Source organism: Klebsiella sp. H-Nf2, from assembly GCF_002806645.1.
GTDB classification, from domain to species: domain Bacteria; phylum Pseudomonadota; class Gammaproteobacteria; order Enterobacterales; family Enterobacteriaceae; genus Klebsiella; species Klebsiella variicola.
Genome location: NZ_PIBL01000001.1, coordinates 824,080 through 839,803, shown reverse-complemented (window position 1 = coordinate 839,803; position 15,724 = coordinate 824,080). Strand labels below are relative to the sequence as shown.

Sequence of the window (15,724 nt, the reverse complement as noted above, 5' to 3'; positions counted from 1 at the left end):
GTAACGGATTTATGCCCCGGGGCAAGCAGAAATTCACATGCCCGCAACAATTGCCAACCTCGACTCTGTATCACACTGTATCCCGCGGCGCAGCGCTGACATTAAGAGATAAAAACGGCCCCGGTCGGGCACATGGCGGATACAAATTTCCGCTTAACTGGTCACGTACTCTCTTGATGACGATAAAAAGGTGAGAAAGTGATGAACAGATTATCCCTGATCCGCTATACCAGCGCCGCGGCGCTGGGGTTATCCACCCTGTGGTCCGCCGCCGTTTGCGCCGCTGAAGACGCGGGGGCGTTCGACAAAATCCACCAGATCTGCGCCGGCGATCTGAATATGGGCTACGTGGATATCGGCCCGCGCGACGGCCAGCCGGTGATCCTGCTGCACGGCTGGCCCTACGATATTCAGAGCTATGCCCAGGTGGCGCCGGCTTTAGCGCAGAAGGGTTACCGGGTCATTGTGCCGTATCTGCGCGGATACGGTACGACCCGTTTCCTCTCCGCCAGCACGCCGCGTAACGGTCAGCCGTCGGCGATGGCGGCCGATATTGTCCATCTGATGGACGCCCTGAACATCAGGCAGGCGGATCTGGCCGGCTTTGACTGGGGGGCGCGCACGGCGGATATCGTCGCCGCGCTGTGGCCGCAGCGGGTGAAATCCCTGGTCTCGGTGAGCGGGTATCTGATCAGCAGTCAGCAGATTGGCGAAAAACCGCTGCCGCCGCAGGCTGAGCTGTCGTGGTGGTATCAATTCTATTTTGCCACCCCGCGCGGGGAGGCCGGCTACCGGCAGAACACCCACGACTTTGCGAAATTTATCTGGCATCAGGCGTCGCCGCAGTGGCAATTCAGCGACGCGACCTTTGCCAAAACCGCCCGGGCGCTGGATAACCCGGACCACGTGGCGATCACCATCAGCAACTACCGCTGGCGCCTGGGACTGGAGAAGGGGGAAGCGAAGTATGCCGGCTATGAACAACGGCTGGCGGCGCTGCCGCCGATAACCGTGCCCACCATCACCCTTGAAGGGGCGAATAACGGCGCGCCGCATCCGGCTCCCGCCAGCTACCGGGCTAAATTTACCGGGAAATATGAACACCGGGATCTGCAGGGGGCGGTGGGCCATAATCCGCCGCAGGAGGACCCGGCAGACTTTGTCCAGGCGGTGGTGGACGCCGATCGTTTGTAATCCGCGCCTTGCCGGCGGCGCGACGTTGCGCTTCCGGCAACACGGCTTATGCTTGTGAAGAGTTTATTTTGCCGCAGGAGCAGCCTTTGGAGCGTATTGACCACATCCTGGTCGTCGATGACGACCGCGATATTCGGGAACTGATTGTCGACTATCTGGAAAAATCGGGATATCGCGCCAGCGGCGCGGCGAACGGCAAAGCCATGTGGTCGGTGCTCAAAAATCATCAAATTGACCTGATTGTGCTGGATATTATGATGCCGGGCGATGACGGCTTAACGCTCTGTCGTCAGCTGCGCGCCAACCCGCAGCAGGATATCCCGGTGCTGATGCTCACCGCCCGCACCGATGACAGCGACCGGATCCTCGGCCTGGAAATGGGGGCTGACGATTATCTGATTAAACCCTTTGTGGCCCGCGAACTGCTGGCGCGCATCAAAGCCATTTTACGCCGCACCCGGGCGCTGCCGCCCAATCTGCAGATCACCGAGGCGGGCAGGCTGATCGCCTTTGGCGACTGGCTGCTTGACACTGCCGCCCGCCACCTGCTGGACGACAGCGGCGCCATCGTCGCCCTCAGCGGGGCGGAGTATCGGCTGCTGCGGGTGTTTCTCGATCACCCCCAGCGGGTGCTGAACCGCGACCAGCTGCTGAATCTGACTCAGGGACGCGACGCGGAACTGTTTGAGCGGTCAATTGACCTGCTGGTGAGCCGACTGCGCCAGCGGCTACGGGAGGATGCCCGCGAGCCGGCCTACATTAAAACGGTGCGCAGCGAAGGCTATGTGCTGTCGGTGCCGGTCTCCATCCGCGAGAGGCATGAATGAGGTTCTGGCCCGCCTCGCTGCAGTCGAGGCTGATGGCGCTGCTGTTTCTGGCCCTGCTGCTGGCGAATACTTTAACCCTGTCGCTGCTGTTTTATGAGCGTATGAGCAGCGCCCGCAGCGTGATGCTGGGCAATCTGGCCTCCGATGTCGCGACCAGCGTGGCGATCCTCGACCGTCTGCCGGCCGCTGAGCGCCCGCAATGGCTGCCGAAGCTGGCGCGCGGCAACTATCGCTATCTGCTGGGCGCCGGAGAGCGCGGCGACTACCCGGACAGCTGGCGCGCCCGGGACGCGGCCCGCTCCCTGCAGGAGGCGCTGAGCGCGCAGTATCCGGTCAGTATTGTGACGATCCCCGGCCCCCGACAGCATATTCAGGCCCATATTACCCTCCACGACGGCGCCCCGTTGACTCTCGATCTGTGGCCGAAGCTACCGGCCATCGCCCGCTGGCTGCCGGTGGTGCTGATTGCTCAGTTTGTTCTCCTGCTGGCCTGCGCCTGGTATGCCGTTCGCCAGGTGTTGCTGCCCATCACCCGCTTTACCCGCGCGGTGGATGCCCTTGAACCGGCCAGCGACACGGCGGGAACCATGGCCGAGCAGGGGCCGGAAGAGGTCCGCCGCGCCGCTCGCGCGTTTAACGCGATGCAGGCGCGCATCCACGACCACCTGCAGGAGCGGGCGCGGATCCTCGCCGCCATCTCCCACGATCTGCAAACCCCGATCACCCGAATGAAGCTGCGGGTGGAGATGGCCGACCAGCCGGAACTGCGCGATAAGCTGCTGCAGGATCTCGACAATATGACCCGTCTGGTGCGGGAGGGCATCGCCTTCGCCCGCACCTCGCAACCGCTGGCGGAGGCGCGCCAGCGGCTGAACCTTGACGCCTTTCTCGACACCATCGTCTGCGATTATGCCGATGTCGGCCGGCCGGTGCGCTTTTGCCCCGAGGAGACCGCCGGGGTGGTGTGGATCCCACCGCAGGCCCTGCGCCGGGTGATGACTAACCTTATCGATAACGGGCTGAAATTCGGTACGACGGTCACGGTAACCCTGACACGTGACGCCGCCGGGGATATCACTCTCCATGTGCTGGATGAGGGGCCGGGGATCCCGGAGGCCTCGCTACAGGCGGTGTTGCAGCCGTTTTATCGCCTGGAGGACTCGCGCAATCGCGATACCGGCGGAACCGGTCTGGGGCTGGCGATTGCTGCGCAGCTGGTCAGCCAGATGAACGGCACGCTGCGTCTGACCAACCGCCCGCAGGGCGGCCTGGACGCCAGCGTTCACCTTGCCGCGGCGGGATTGTATCCTGCTGTATCTCCGGCGCAGACGGATAACTAAGCCGACAATTCTCCCGCTATCCCGACACATTCGCCTTACATGGCCTTGCTGTAATGTCGTGGCTGCCACTCTCGGCAGCGACGGCATAATGAGGAGAAGGCGATGTCGATATTAATTGCATTTTTGGGCGGAATGTTAACCCTGCTGAGCCCCTGTACGCTGCCGGTGATCCCGCTGCTGTTCGCCAGCGTCCGGGGCCGCCGGGGGCAGCTGGCGATTATGCTGGCTGGAATGGCGCTGATGTTCGGCGCGGTTTCGTGGCTGGTGACGGTCGCCAGCGGCTGGGTGGTGAATTTGACTCTGGCTGGCCGCGGCCTGGCGCTGGCGTTCTTCGCCCTTGTCGGGCTGAGCCTGCTTTCGCAGCGCGTCGCGCAGCGGCTGACCTCACCCCTGGTGGCGCTGGGAAATCAGCTTAACAACGCCAGCTCACGCCAGCGCGGCTGGATCGGATCGCTGCTGGCCGGGCTGGCGGTGGGCCTGCTGTGGGCCCCGTGCGCCGGGCCGGTATTGGGGGCGATACTCAGCCTGGGCTTTGTGCATCCGGGCCAGGCGACCACTGGCGGCTTGCTGCTGGCCTACGGCAGCGGCGGGGCGCTGATGTTATTCCTGCTGGGGTGGTGTGGTGCAGCATTGATCGCCCGACTGCGTCGCGGGCTGGCGTTCGGCGAACGGCTGCGCCGGCTGGCGGGGATGGCGATGCTGGCCTCGGTGGCGCTGATCGCCAGCGGCGGCGATCGCTATCTGCAAAGCGCGGAAGGATGGAGTCAGGCGCTGGAGCAGCGGCTGGCCGCCCGTCTGCCGCAGCCGGAGCAAAAGACCATCCTCCAGCCCATCGCCGCGCCGCAGCCCAGCAGCGCGATGCCCTCCCTGGCGGGAGGCAGCGCGTGGCTCAACAGCCCGGCGTTAACCCCGGAGCGTCTGAAGGGCAAAGTGGTGCTGGTGGATTTCTGGACCCGAGAGTGCATCAACTGTCAGCATACCCTGCCTTACGTACGCGACTGGGCGAACAAATACCGCGCGGCCGGGCTGGTGGTGATTGGCGTCCATACCCCGGAATATCCCTGGGAGCGTTCGCTGCCTCTGCTGCGCCAGGCGGTGAAGGACTGGCGGATAACCTACCCGGTGGTGGCAGATAATGAGTACGCCATCTGGAACGCCTTCGGCAATCAGTACTGGCCGGCGCATTACATTTTCGACGCTCGCGGACAGCTGCGTTATACCGCCTTCGGCGAAGGGGATTATGCCCGCCAGGAGCAGGTGATCCAGCAGCTACTGCAGGAGAGCAAAGCCTGACCCTCGGCGCAGGTGACTGGCGGACGGATCCCTCGAACCCCTATACCTGATGCCGGGCGGCGCTGCGCTTGCCCGGCCTACAGGAGCGCGCAGGAAGAATGTAGGCCCGGTAAGGCGCAGCCGCCACCGGGCATTGAAGCGGGAACGGCGCTGGATGCCCATTGCCGGGCGGCGCTGCGCTTGCCCGGCCTACATGAGCGCGCAGGGAGAATGTGGGCCCGGTCCGCCACCGGGCATTGAAGCGGGAACGGCGCAGAATGCCCATTGCCGGGCGGCGCTACGCTTGCCCGGCCTACAGGAGCGCGCAGGGAGAATGTAGGCCCGGTCCGCCACCGGGCATCGAAGCGGGAGAGGCGCTGGATGCCCATTACCGGGCGGCGCTGCGCTTGCCCGGCCTACAGGAGTGCGCAGGAAGAATGTAGGCCCGGTAAGGCGCAGCCGCCACCGGGCATTGAAGCGGGAACGGCGCAGAATGCCCATTGCCGGGCGGCGCTACGCTTGCCCGGCCTACAGGAGTGCGCAGGGAGAATGTAGGCCCGGTCCGCCACCGGGCATCGAAGCGGGAGAGGCGCTGGATGCCCATTGCCGGGCGGCGCTGCGCTGCGCTTGCCCGGCCTACAGGAGCGCGCAGGAAGAATGTAGGCCCGGTAAGGCGCAGCCGCCACCGGGCATTGAAGCGGGAGAGGCGCTGGATGCCTATTGCCGGTGACTGCCGGACGGTTCCCTCTCCCTTCAGGGAGAGGGTTAGGGTGAGGGTGAATGGAAGTAGCGTGACACCGTCACATCTCGACCCACCCCTGCAGGGCCTCGGCCATCAGTTCGCCGAGCAGCGCCACGGCGGCGGAATGCTGTCCCTCTCGCGGGGTTTGTTGCAGGTTAACGGCCAGGCTCCCTGGCGATGGCAGCAGCCCGGCGACGGTGCGCAGGTTGCCGGGCATGCCGATGCGGGTGCGTATCGTCAGCCCCAGGCCAGCCTGTACCGCCGCCCAGATGCCGTTCAGGCTGTGGCTGACGAACACCACCTGCCAGGGGATCCCCGCGGCATCGAGACAGGCAATAGCGCGAGAGCGCATCAGGCACGGGCTATCGAACATCACCAGCGGCAGCGGCTCGCCGGACGCCAGCAGAGCACGAATATCCAGGTCAGGATGCGCAATCCACGCCAGCGGGCAGCGACCCAGCCCGGGGCCCTGATCTTCGGTTTGCCACAGCAGCGCCAGATCCAGCGTATCCTCCGCCAGCGCCTGGCGCAGCGGACCATTGCGATCCACCCTGGCGACTATCCGCACCTGCGGATGGTGCCGTTTAAACTGCCCAAGGATCCCCGGCATCAGCGATTCGCCAAAATCTTCCTGCATACCAAGGTGGATCTCGCCAGTGAGCCGCTCGCCCTGCAGCGCGCGCAGGGTTTCATCATTGAGCGCCAGCAGTCGTCTGGCGTAGCTCATCAGCTTTTCGCCTTCCGCGGTGAGCACCAGATGCCGCCCCTGTTTGGCCACCAGCGCCGCACCGCACTGGCTCTCCAGCTTTTTAAGCTGGGCGCTGACGGCGGAAGTGGAACGCGACAGGCGCTGCGCTGCCTGGGCGAAGCTGCCGCACTCCATGCCGGTCACAAAGCTGCGCAGGGCGTCGAGATCCAGCCCCGGTAAGCGTTTCTCCATCATCATCCTCATTTTCAGGATGTTTATCCTGAACGTTGTTATTCTCGGGATAGTACTGTGGCATCGCGAAAGGCAGGCGTCAACGGGCCCTGCGACCAGCCAGGGAGCAGAGAACGTCAGTGGCGCGGAAAAAAATAAAAAAGCCGATAAGGACATTATCGGCTTATTGCAGGCAAGGCTGACAGCGGGACGGCAGGCGCCGCCTCGCTAAGGCAGGTTATTGCGCCAGCAGCTCCTGAGCGGTGCGTTCCACCAGGTTCAGCAGCACCTTCACGTCATCCAGCGTCACCACCGGGTTCAGCAGGGTCAGCTTCAGGCAGGTGACACCGTTGTGCTCGGTCACGCCAACGTTAGCGCGGCCGGAAGCCAGCAGAGCATCGCCGACACGCTGGTTGAGCAGGGCGATAGCCGCCGCGTCGCTCTGCGCCATCTGCGCCGGACGGGAACGGAACAGCACGCTCGCCAACTGCGGCTGCATCACCAGCTCCAGCGTCGGCTGCGACTTCACGTACTCCGCCACGTTTTTCGCCATCGTGACGCCGTGATCGATGATCGCCGCATACTGTTTCTGGCCCAGCGCTTCGAGACCCATCCACAGCTTCAGCGCATCGAAGCGACGGGTGGTCTGCAGCGACTTAGACACCAGGTTCGGTACGCCGTGTTCTTCATCGAACTCGGAGTTCAGATAGGCCGCCTGATAACGCATCAGCTCGTAATGGCGCGCGTCCTTCAGCAGGAAGGCGCCGCAGCTGATGGTCTGGAAGAACTGCTTGTGGAAGTCCAGGGTAACGGAATCCACCAGCTCCAGACCGTCAAGGTAGTCGCGATACTGCTCAGACAGCAGCAGCGCGCCGCCCCAGGCTGCGTCAACGTGCAGCCAGATCTGATGTTCCGCGGCGATACCGGCGATGTCGCGCAGCGGGTCGATAGCCCCAGCGTCGGTGGTGCCGGCGGTGGCGACGATCGCCATGATCTGCTCGCCGTTAGCCTGCGCTTGCGCAATCTTCGCCTTCAGATCGGACACGTCCATCCGCGCGAATTCGTCGGTTTTCACCAGCGTGACCGAGCGGTAGCCGAGGCCCATCAGCGCCATGTTCTTCTGCACCGAGAAGTGGGCGTTTTCCGAGCACAATACTTTGTACTTGCGGATATCCCCCGGCAGCCCATCCTGCTGGATAGAGTGCCCCTGACGGGCGAAGAAGGCGTCGCGCGCCAGCATCAGGCCCATCAGGTTGCTCTGGGTGCCGCCGCTGGTGAAGACGCCGGCGTCGCCAGCCGGATAACCGACCCGGGCGCGCAGCCATTCAATCAGCTTCATCTCAATGATGGTTGCCGACGGGCTCTGGTCCCAGGAATCCATGCTCTGGTTGGTGGCGTTGATCAACACTTCCGCCGCCTGGCTAATCACCAGGCTCGGGCAGTGCAGGTGCGCCACGCACTGCGGGTGATGCACCGACAGGCTGTCTTTCAGGAAGTACTCGATCGCACGATCAATCGCCGCCTGGTTACCCAAACCCTGTTCGTTAAATTCAAGGGAGATACGCTCACGCAGCTCGTCAACGCTTTTCCCCTGATACATCTCAGGTTGCTTCAGCCACTGCACAACGGCCTGGCTGGTCTGCTCGATAACCTGCTGATAGGCCTCAACGCTCTGCGCTGAACCAGCAAGAATCGGATTCAATGTGGACATGGTGGTCACTGACTCCACTCAGACCGGCTTTACGCCGGCGGCCAGCAGGGCCTGTTCAAATTTGTCAAGGAACACATCCAGTTCCGCGTTGCTGATCAGCAGGGACGGCAGCAGACGCAGCACGCAGCCGTGACGACCACCGCGCTCGAGGATCAGGCCCGCTTCGAAGCATTTCTTCTGCAGCAGGGCAGAGAGTTCGCCGTCAGCCGGGTAGCAGCCCATGTGATCCTGAGCTTCGTTCGGCTTGACGATTTCGATACCGATCATCAGACCAAGACCACGTACGTGGCCAATGACCGGGTAGCGTTTCTGCAGCTCGGCCAGTTTGCCTTTCAGCCACTCGCCCTGGGCAGCGACTTTGTCGGCGATCTTGTTGTCGCGCAGGTGACGCAGGGTGGTCAGACCGGTAGCCATCGCCAGCTGGTTGCCGCGGAAGGTGCCGGTGTGGTGACCCGGTTCCCAGGCGTCGAACTGTTTTTTAATGCCCAGCACCGCCAGCGGCAGACCGCCACCGACCGCTTTCGACATCACGATGATGTCCGGCTGGATACCGGCGTGCTCGAAGGCGAAGAATTTACCGGTACGGGCAAAGCCAGCCTGCACTTCATCGACGATCAGCAGAATGCCATGCTCTTCGGTCACTTTGCGGATGCGCTGCAGCCACTCGACCGGCGCCGGGTTCACGCCGCCTTCACCCTGCACGGCTTCGAGGATCACCGCCGCCGGTTTACGGACGCCGCTCTCCACGTCGTTGATCAGGTTTTCGAAGTAGTAGGTCAGGGCTTTCACGCCGGCTTCGCCGCCGATGCCCAGCGGGCAACGATACAGGTGCGGGTAAGGCATGAACTGGACTTCCGGCATCATGCCGTTAACCGCTGCTTTCGGCGACAGGTTGCCAGTGACGGACAGCGCGCCATGGGTCATCCCGTGATAGCCGCCGGAGAAGCTGATCACCGCCGTACGGCCAGTGTATTTTTTCGCCAGTTTCAGCGCAGCTTCCACGGCGTCAGCGCCGGAAGGACCGGTGAACTGCAGGCAATACTCTTTCCCTTCGCCCGGCAGGCAAGAGAGCAGGTATTCGGAGAAACGATCTTTTAACGGGGTAGTCAGATCGAGGGTATGTAACGGCAAGCCGCTGGTAATGACACTTTGGATGCTCTGCAATACATCAGGGTGGTTGTGGCCCAGAGCGAGAGTACCGGCGCCCGCGAGGCAGTCCAGGTACTGTTTGTTATCCGCATCCGTCAGCCACACGCCTTCAGCTTTAGTGATAGCCAGCGGTAACTTACGCGGGTAACTCCTGACATTCGATTCGAATTCGGCCTGACGGGCCAAAAAGGTTTCGTTGTTTGCGTCTAATAAATCGGCACGTAAAGTATCAATACGGACTTTATCCGTCATCATATCACTCCCACAACCAGCATTGCGGTTGAACGCTGGTTGAATAATTGGTCTAAGGAATTGAATTGGCATTCATAAAGCGCGCACAATATATGGCTTTTTAAATCCGCATTCAACGTTTTATTGATTGCGCTATTTTGACGTTATTCTTACCGGGGTAATAATTAACGTAACCTGCTGAATTATAATAGAACAACTGCGTGTCACGATAACCCTTTAAAGTGTAATTATTAGTGAGAAAGTCTCTATATTTTTATTGCCGCTGCGTTAAAGCGCTGACGGAATGCCTTCCGTCAGCGATAGCAAGACTCAATGCAGTTCAACCGCATAATTTGTTAAAGGTGTGACTTTTTTCACCAACTTATTGTTATATAAAAACTGTTCATAAGCTTCGTAGCGCGGTTTATCCAGTGCCGCCGGATCGGTGGCGAACAGCGGCACGGTTTGCAGCCACGCCTGGTGGTTGAGCTCGGTTTTCAGCTCCGGGTGGGCGGCGGCAAACGCCTCCCAGCTCTCCTGCGGGTGGGCGCGCAGATAGCTCACCCCGGCCTGCAGGGCGGTGAGGAATTTACGGATCCTGGACTCATGAATCGCGTCGCGATGGGCGACAATCACCAGCTCGTCATAGGTCGGTACGCCATAATCTTCGACGTTCATCACCACCGGCGTTTTGCCCTGCAGCTTCAGCTCCTGCGCTTCTATATTACGATAGCCGCCGATGACCGCGTCCACCTGGCCCGCCAGCAAGGCGCTGGTCAGCTGGAAATTGACGTTAACCAGTTTGATGCTGGCCGGATCGATACCCGCGTGTTGCGCCATGGTCGACAGGGTGGCCTGCTCAATGCCGCTGACCGAGTAGCCCACCTTCTTGCCTTGCAGGTCTGCCGGAGTTTTGATGTGCTTATCCAGGGCGATCACTGTGTTCAACGGCGAGTTAATCAGGGTTCCGACGCGCACCAACGGTAACCCTTCGTCAGCGAAGAAGTGCACCTGCGGCTGGTAGGTGATGGCCAGATCCGCCTGACGGGCGGCCACCATGCGGGGAGGCAACGCAGGATCGGAGGGAGGGACAATCTTGACGTCCAGCCCCTGAGCCTTAAAGGCGCCGATCTGCTCGGCCACCATAATCGGCGCATGGTCGGGGTTAATGTACCAGTCCAGCACCAGCGTCAGCGGTTCATTGGCCAGCGCGTGGCCGCTGAACAGGGCCGTCAGGGTTGCCCCGGCGAAAAGCGACTTTTTCATCTGTTTTCCTTTATTACTTCATCTTTATTCCGGTGACCAGTCGATCAGCCGGTGCAGCAGGGTATCTACCGCCAGCCACAGCAGGAGGGTCAGTAGCACTAAAATAAACAGCGCGGCGAAGCAGATATCGGTTTGCAGCCGCGCATTGGCATTGAGCATGACGTAGCCCAGCCCCTCAGCGGAGCCGACCCATTCGCCAATAATCGCGCCGATGGGCGCCACCGCCGCCGCCATCCGCAGGCCCGAGCCCAGCGCGGGCAGGGCTGCCATCAGGCGGACATGCCGCAGCTGAGCGCCAAAGGAGGCGTTCATGCTGCGCGCCAGATCGAGATATTCCTGGTTGACCCGTCGCAAGCCATCAAAGAAGGCGGAAGTCACCGGAAAGAAAATCACCAGCACGGCCATTGCCACTTTGGCGCTCATGCCAAAGCCCAGCCAGAGCACCAGCAGCGGGGCGAGGGCAAAGACCGGAATCGCCTGACTGGTGAGCACCAGCGGCATCAGCCAGCGCTGCAGGTGCGGAGAGAGGATCATGCCCAGCGCCAGGGTGACGCCGAGCGTTACGCCCAGCGCCAGGCCGCTCAGGATCTCACTGAGCGTGATAAGCGTATGCCAGCCGAGATAGGCGCGATTGACCCACAGCGCCTCGGCGACCGCCATCGGGGAGGGTAAAAGAAAGTGAGGAATACCGCTGCGGCTGGCCAGACCCCAGAGGATCATCAACCCGCAGAACACCATGCTGCCCCGCCAGAGACGTCCGGTCATGGATGAGCCCTCATCAGTTGCTGCAGCAGGGCGGCCTGGCTGTTCAAGAGATCGGGCGCGTCCGGCGCGCGCGGAGGTGTGCCGACGAGGTGATGGCTGTCATCGATGTCGCCGTCGGCCGCCGAGAGGACCAGCAGGCGGTGGCTCAGCCGGCAGGCCTCCTGCGGATCGTGGGTGATCAGCACCACCGTGCGACCAGCCAGCAGGGTGGCTGCCAGGGTTTGAATGCGCGTGCGGGTGAGGGTATCCAGCGCCGAGAAAGGCTCATCCATCAGCACGATGGGTCGGTCCTCATACAGGGTGCGGGCCAGCGCGGCGCGCTGACGCATGCCGCCGGAGAGGGTTGCCGGCCGGGCGTCGGCGCAGGACGAGAGCTCCACCTGCTCAAGCAGGGCGGCGACCCGGGCGCGATCGACTTTTTCACCGCGCAGCCGCGCGCCGAGGGCGACGTTGTCCCGGACGCTCAGCCAGGGGTAGAGCAGATCTTTCTGCCCCATCCACGCCAGACGGCCCTGAATCGGCTGCCCATCGCTGGCGACCACCGCTCCACGGGTGGCGGGCGCCAGACCGGCCATTACCCTCAGCAGGCTGGTTTTGCCAGCCCCGCTGGCGCCGAGCAGCGACACCCACTGCCCGCCGGGGACCGTAAACGACAGGTTGTCGAACAGCCGACGGTCGCCGAAATGCAGGCTCAGGCCACGGACCTCAATACCCGGCGCCGTCACGCCCGGGTCTCCGCCGTCGCGTTGAGGCCCATCTGCCAGAACTGCGCCTCAAGGCGGGTGGCGGTGGTGAAAATCTCGCTCAGCTCAGTGATCCGGGCCTCGCTCCCGCGCTGCTGCCACACCGTTTCCAGCAGCGCCAGCGCGGCGTTGACGCCGTGCAGATAGCCTTCATCGCCATAGTTGCGGATCCACGAGGCGTAGGGGTTATCGTCCAGTCGGGTGGCGGGATGCTGCAGCAGGCCGAGACCGATTTCCGCATAACCGGCCACGCAGGGCATCAGCGCGACCAGCAGATCCAGCGCGTCACCCGAGTGGCCAATATCCAGCACGTAGCGAGTATAGTTAATGGTTTCCGGCGCTTCAGGCTGGGTAGCCATCTCCTGCTCGCTAATGCCCCACCGGGCGCAGTAACCGACGTGCAGCGGCAGTTCGTTGAGGATGGCGTTCATTGAGGCGGCCGCGGCCCGCATCTCCGGCAGCGTGCGCAGTTTACTCACCAGCAGCGCGTAGCTGCGGGCAAAGTGGATCAGAAACAGATAATCCTGGGTCAGGTAGCGACGAAACGCGCTTTCCGCCAGGGTGCCCTCGGCAAGCTGCTGGACGAAAGGATGCGCCACATAGTGCTGCCAGTCAGCGGTGGCCAGCTGGCGTAAACGGCCGTAAAGACCATGGCTAAACGCGGGAACAATCACAGGACCTCCAGTCATTCAGGGGAGATCCGGGCGTGCAGGGGTGTGAACAGGCAATGGCGGTAATGCAGGCAAAATTGCCGACCCGTCCCTTCGCTGGCATGACCCAGATCAGGTTCAAAGGGTTCGGCTTGCGCCATCTCAGCCCTCACGGGACACCCCTCGGTAGCGCTATGTTATACGACATTCACCTTTTGAATACAATCACCGCGCTGTCCTGTATTGCGATGGCATTTTTCTGTGATAGCCAGCACTTTTTCGTATAAAAATAACCAAAAAACAGGCGGCTGCGCGTTGGTGAGCATTATTCTCTTACGTTATATTTTCATTATCCCGTTGTGATAATCCTGTTCGCCACGCGTGTTGTGCGCGCCCCAAAGCCCCGGAGTGAGCATGAAATTCCTGTTGTCCGCACTGGCGGTCGCGGGCCATTAATCAATCATTCATCCACCATGAAAACCCTTTGATGTCCCTATTTCGCGTTACCGCTATCAGGGTGACGACGTGGTCACGGCGCAAACCCAGCAGGCCTGGGCGTTCACCCCGCGCTGGATCCTGCAGGGATTCGTTGGCGCGGGGAGCGTCGCTGACACGGCGGGCGCGCTAGGGGAACAGTCAGAGGTGGCATGGGGGGCCGGTTTTCGTTACCTGATTGCACGGCAGTACGGTTTGCGTACCGGGATTGACGTGGCGTTCAGTGAGCATGAGCAGGCGGTCTATTTCAATGTCGGTTCGGGTTTATAACTACACATGAGAATAACAATGAGAGCATCCGGAACGGTGTTAACGCTGCTGTTGGCGGCCTGTGGCGCGTCGGCCGCGGAGCAGAGCGAGAGCGACAGCTATTTTCCGATATGGGGCGATGAGGCTCGCGCCCGGGGGTATTCGATCCCGTTACCCTACGGCGTCAACCTGAGCTATATGAATATCCGTCAGGATATCATGGTCGACAGTATTACCTTTTCCGGGCTTAAGCTGGGCAACCATCCCATTCCCAGCGATATGTTCGCCATCGATGCCGGGCACACCCGCGAGAAGAGCAAAACCGAAAACCTGCGCCTCGATATGTGGGTCTTTCCGTTTCTCAACGTTTACGGGCTGGTGGGGCATACCCGCGGGTCGTCGGTCTCCCAGGTCTCCGTGGATTCGGATCCTTCGCAGTTTCGCGGTCTGGATCGGGTGATCGCCGGCGCGGTTCACCAGCTTTATCAGAGCGGAAAACTGCAGGATATTGATTTTACGCTTGATTTCAAAGGAACCACCTGGGGAACCGGCTTTACGCTCGCCGGGGGATACGGCAACTGGTTCGGGTTAGTAGACACTAACTACACCCGTACCGATTTCGATATTCTCGACGGCAGCATCTCGGCGGTCACTGTCTCGCCGCGCGTCGGTTACCGCTTCAGTTTTCAGGGGATCGACGGACCGTCCCACCTCAGCCTGTGGGTCGGGAGCATGTATCAGGACGTGCAGCAGGAGTTTAAAGGCGATCTGGCCGACCTGCATATGCCGCCAGAGCTTCAGCCCCTGATTGCCGCGGTCAATAAAGACGGCGAGGGGAAATTCGACGTCAAGCAGAAGCTGACCTCGCCCTGGAATATGCTGATTGGCGCCCAGTATGAAGTCACCAAAAACTTTAACGTGCTGACTGAATTTGGTTTTAACGAGCGCAATAGCTTCTTTGTCTCCGGTGAATACCGTTTTTAACTAAAACTGCTGGCGCCATCTGCCGGTAAGATGCGCGCTCTTTTGTTGTTGTGGAGAGGCTGTTGATGCGTAAAGCCTTATGGCTGCTGTTTACACTGTCGCTGCCGGCGCTGGCGCAGGATCCGGTGCTGCACGCTGTGACGGCGATCCATCCGGTGCCCACCCTGGGTGAGCTGCCGCCGCCGGAGTCGCTGCGACCGTGCTGCGCTTTTGGTTACGACCTGCACGTGCGCGCGGTGGGCATCCCGATCCCGGTATACCAGATTGGCAATGTGCTGACCCTGGATACGCTGGGCAAGCACCATTACAACGACAGCGCGTTCGGGGCGGTGAAAAACCTGCTGGGGCTCAGCGAGGAGCAGAACGGGCTCATCTATACCCGTCGCGGCGGGTTTATTGATATCGCCCATGTGCGCGATACGGCGGACTACACCTTCTATCTGTTCAATCGTATTGCGCCGACGCTGGGCCAGGCGGGGCGGATCTTCTACAGTGAAGAGCTGGGCGTGCGTCGGGTTCAGCTGAATGCCTTTACGCCGCCGGTGGGCGTCAGGCAGCGCTATCAGCTGGCCGCCTGGCTGGCGGGTCATCTGGCCTTCGAAATTGCCCAATGGCATGAGATTGCCCAGTGGTATGGCTTCCAGTCGGTCCCCGGGTTTTCTGAGGAGATCTCCGCTTTTTCGCCAGAGGATCTCTACTCCAATTTACTCGGCGCCAGGCTGGCGATTAACGTGATCCTCAGCGGCCACGGTGGTTCGCTGGAAGACTATAACCAGGCCATGGATGCGGCGCTGAAACAGGCGCTGACCCGACTGATGGTGGCGACGCGAGGGGAGACGGAAGCGATGTTTCAGCGGATCGACGGCGACTGGTGGAACAGTCACCGGCGGGTGCCGGATAAGTTTCTGGTGCTGAAACGTAACTACGATCTGCAGGAAAATCGGCTGCCGACGCCGGTCCCTTTCGAAACCCTGCCGCCGTATCGCCTGACCATGCCTGAGCAGGTTGGGGGGTTCCGCTTACGCGACCTCGGCGAACTGCAGATCTACCCAGGGCACGATATGCAGGCGCTGCCGGTTCCCGCGCAATACTATGGCGCCGGAGCGTTCCAGGCGCTGGCGGATAGCGCACGTGAGGCGGACAAGACCCAGCTGTCACGAATTGAAAAATAGCCGTAAAGGCTCAGG

At 61.6% G+C, this 15,724-nt stretch carries 13 protein-coding genes, 1 pseudogene and 1 riboswitch; of the genes and pseudogenes, 7 read left to right on the top strand and 7 right to left on the bottom strand.

Annotated elements, in window-relative coordinates; translation table 11 throughout:
• Positions 1-201: 201 nt before the first annotated feature.
• From CWM58_RS04130 to CWM58_RS04115, 4 genes are all read left to right on the top strand, one after another.
• On the top strand, positions 202-1,194 hold the full coding sequence (locus tag CWM58_RS04130; protein ID WP_100680306.1) for an alpha/beta fold hydrolase: 993 nt from the start codon (positions 202-204) through the stop codon (positions 1,192-1,194).
• 86 nt (positions 1,195-1,280) lie between these two features.
• A complete protein-coding gene (locus CWM58_RS04125; protein WP_064156624.1) occupies positions 1,281-2,021 on the top strand; it encodes a response regulator in 741 nt (246 codons plus the stop codon).
• Positions 2,018-3,361: a sensor histidine kinase gene (locus CWM58_RS04120; RefSeq protein WP_100680305.1), complete on the top strand. Its 1,344-nt coding sequence runs from the start codon at positions 2,018-2,020 to the stop codon at positions 3,359-3,361. Before CWM58_RS04125 ends, CWM58_RS04120 begins: the two co-directional genes overlap by 4 nt.
• 102 nt (positions 3,362-3,463) lie before the next feature.
• Positions 3,464-4,654 carry a cytochrome c biogenesis protein DipZ gene (locus CWM58_RS04115; protein ID WP_100680304.1) on the top strand — a complete coding sequence of 397 codons (1,191 nt, stop codon included), beginning with the start codon at positions 3,464-3,466 and terminating at the stop codon, positions 4,652-4,654.
• A gap of 779 nt (positions 4,655-5,433) precedes the next feature.
• Here the strand turns inward: CWM58_RS04115 and CWM58_RS04110 are convergent.
• The 7 genes from CWM58_RS04110 to tenA all read right to left on the bottom strand — a co-directional run bounded on the left by CWM58_RS04110 (position 5,434) and on the right by tenA (position 12,833).
• On the bottom strand, positions 5,434-6,327 hold the full coding sequence (locus tag CWM58_RS04110) for a LysR substrate-binding domain-containing protein (RefSeq protein ID WP_100680303.1): 894 nt from the start codon (positions 6,325-6,327) through the stop codon (positions 5,434-5,436).
• 205 nt (positions 6,328-6,532) lie between these two features.
• Positions 6,533-8,014, bottom strand: a complete 1,482-nt coding sequence (locus CWM58_RS04105; protein WP_162493254.1) for a pyridoxal phosphate-dependent decarboxylase family protein — start codon at positions 8,012-8,014, stop codon at positions 6,533-6,535.
• Positions 8,015-8,023: 9 nt separating this feature from the next.
• Positions 8,024-9,409 (bottom strand): diaminobutyrate--2-oxoglutarate transaminase, encoded by a 1,386-nt coding sequence (locus tag CWM58_RS04100; protein ID WP_008804788.1) that lies wholly within the window; start codon positions 9,407-9,409, stop codon positions 8,024-8,026.
• A gap of 306 nt (positions 9,410-9,715) precedes the next feature.
• Positions 9,716-10,651, bottom strand: a complete 936-nt coding sequence (locus CWM58_RS04095; RefSeq protein ID WP_100680302.1) for an ABC transporter substrate-binding protein — start codon at positions 10,649-10,651, stop codon at positions 9,716-9,718.
• A gap of 24 nt (positions 10,652-10,675) precedes the next feature.
• The gene (locus CWM58_RS04090) at positions 10,676-11,416 is read right to left on the bottom strand and encodes an ABC transporter permease (protein WP_100680301.1); all 741 of its coding nucleotides are present in this window, start codon (positions 11,414-11,416) and stop codon (positions 10,676-10,678) included.
• On the bottom strand, positions 11,413-12,141 hold the full coding sequence (locus CWM58_RS04085; RefSeq protein WP_100680300.1) for an ABC transporter ATP-binding protein: 729 nt from the start codon (positions 12,139-12,141) through the stop codon (positions 11,413-11,415). Before CWM58_RS04085 ends, CWM58_RS04090 begins: the two co-directional genes overlap by 4 nt.
• Complete coding sequence (tenA, locus tag CWM58_RS04080) at positions 12,138-12,833, bottom strand: thiaminase II (RefSeq protein WP_100680299.1); 696 nt, start codon at positions 12,831-12,833, stop codon at positions 12,138-12,140. Before tenA ends, CWM58_RS04085 begins: the two co-directional genes overlap by 4 nt.
• Before the next feature lie 68 nt (positions 12,834-12,901).
• Positions 12,902-13,003, bottom strand: a riboswitch (TPP riboswitch).
• A gap of 301 nt (positions 13,004-13,304) precedes the next feature.
• On the opposite strand from tenA, the pseudogene CWM58_RS04075 reads away from it, so the two are divergent.
• The 3 genes and pseudogenes from CWM58_RS04075 to CWM58_RS04065 form a co-directional block, all read left to right on the top strand.
• Positions 13,305-13,574 (top strand): annotated as a pseudogene (locus CWM58_RS04075) (glyceraldehyde-3-phosphate dehydrogenase); the annotation flags it as partial.
• Positions 13,575-13,592: 18 nt separating this feature from the next.
• Positions 13,593-14,537, top strand: coding sequence for a hypothetical protein (locus CWM58_RS04070; protein ID WP_012541648.1), 945 nt, complete (start codon positions 13,593-13,595; stop codon positions 14,535-14,537).
• Positions 14,538-14,602: 65 nt separating this feature from the next.
• Positions 14,603-15,709, top strand: coding sequence for a DUF4056 domain-containing protein (locus tag CWM58_RS04065; RefSeq protein ID WP_100680298.1), 1,107 nt, complete (start codon positions 14,603-14,605; stop codon positions 15,707-15,709).
• The last annotated feature ends 15 nt before the right edge of the window (positions 15,710-15,724 follow it).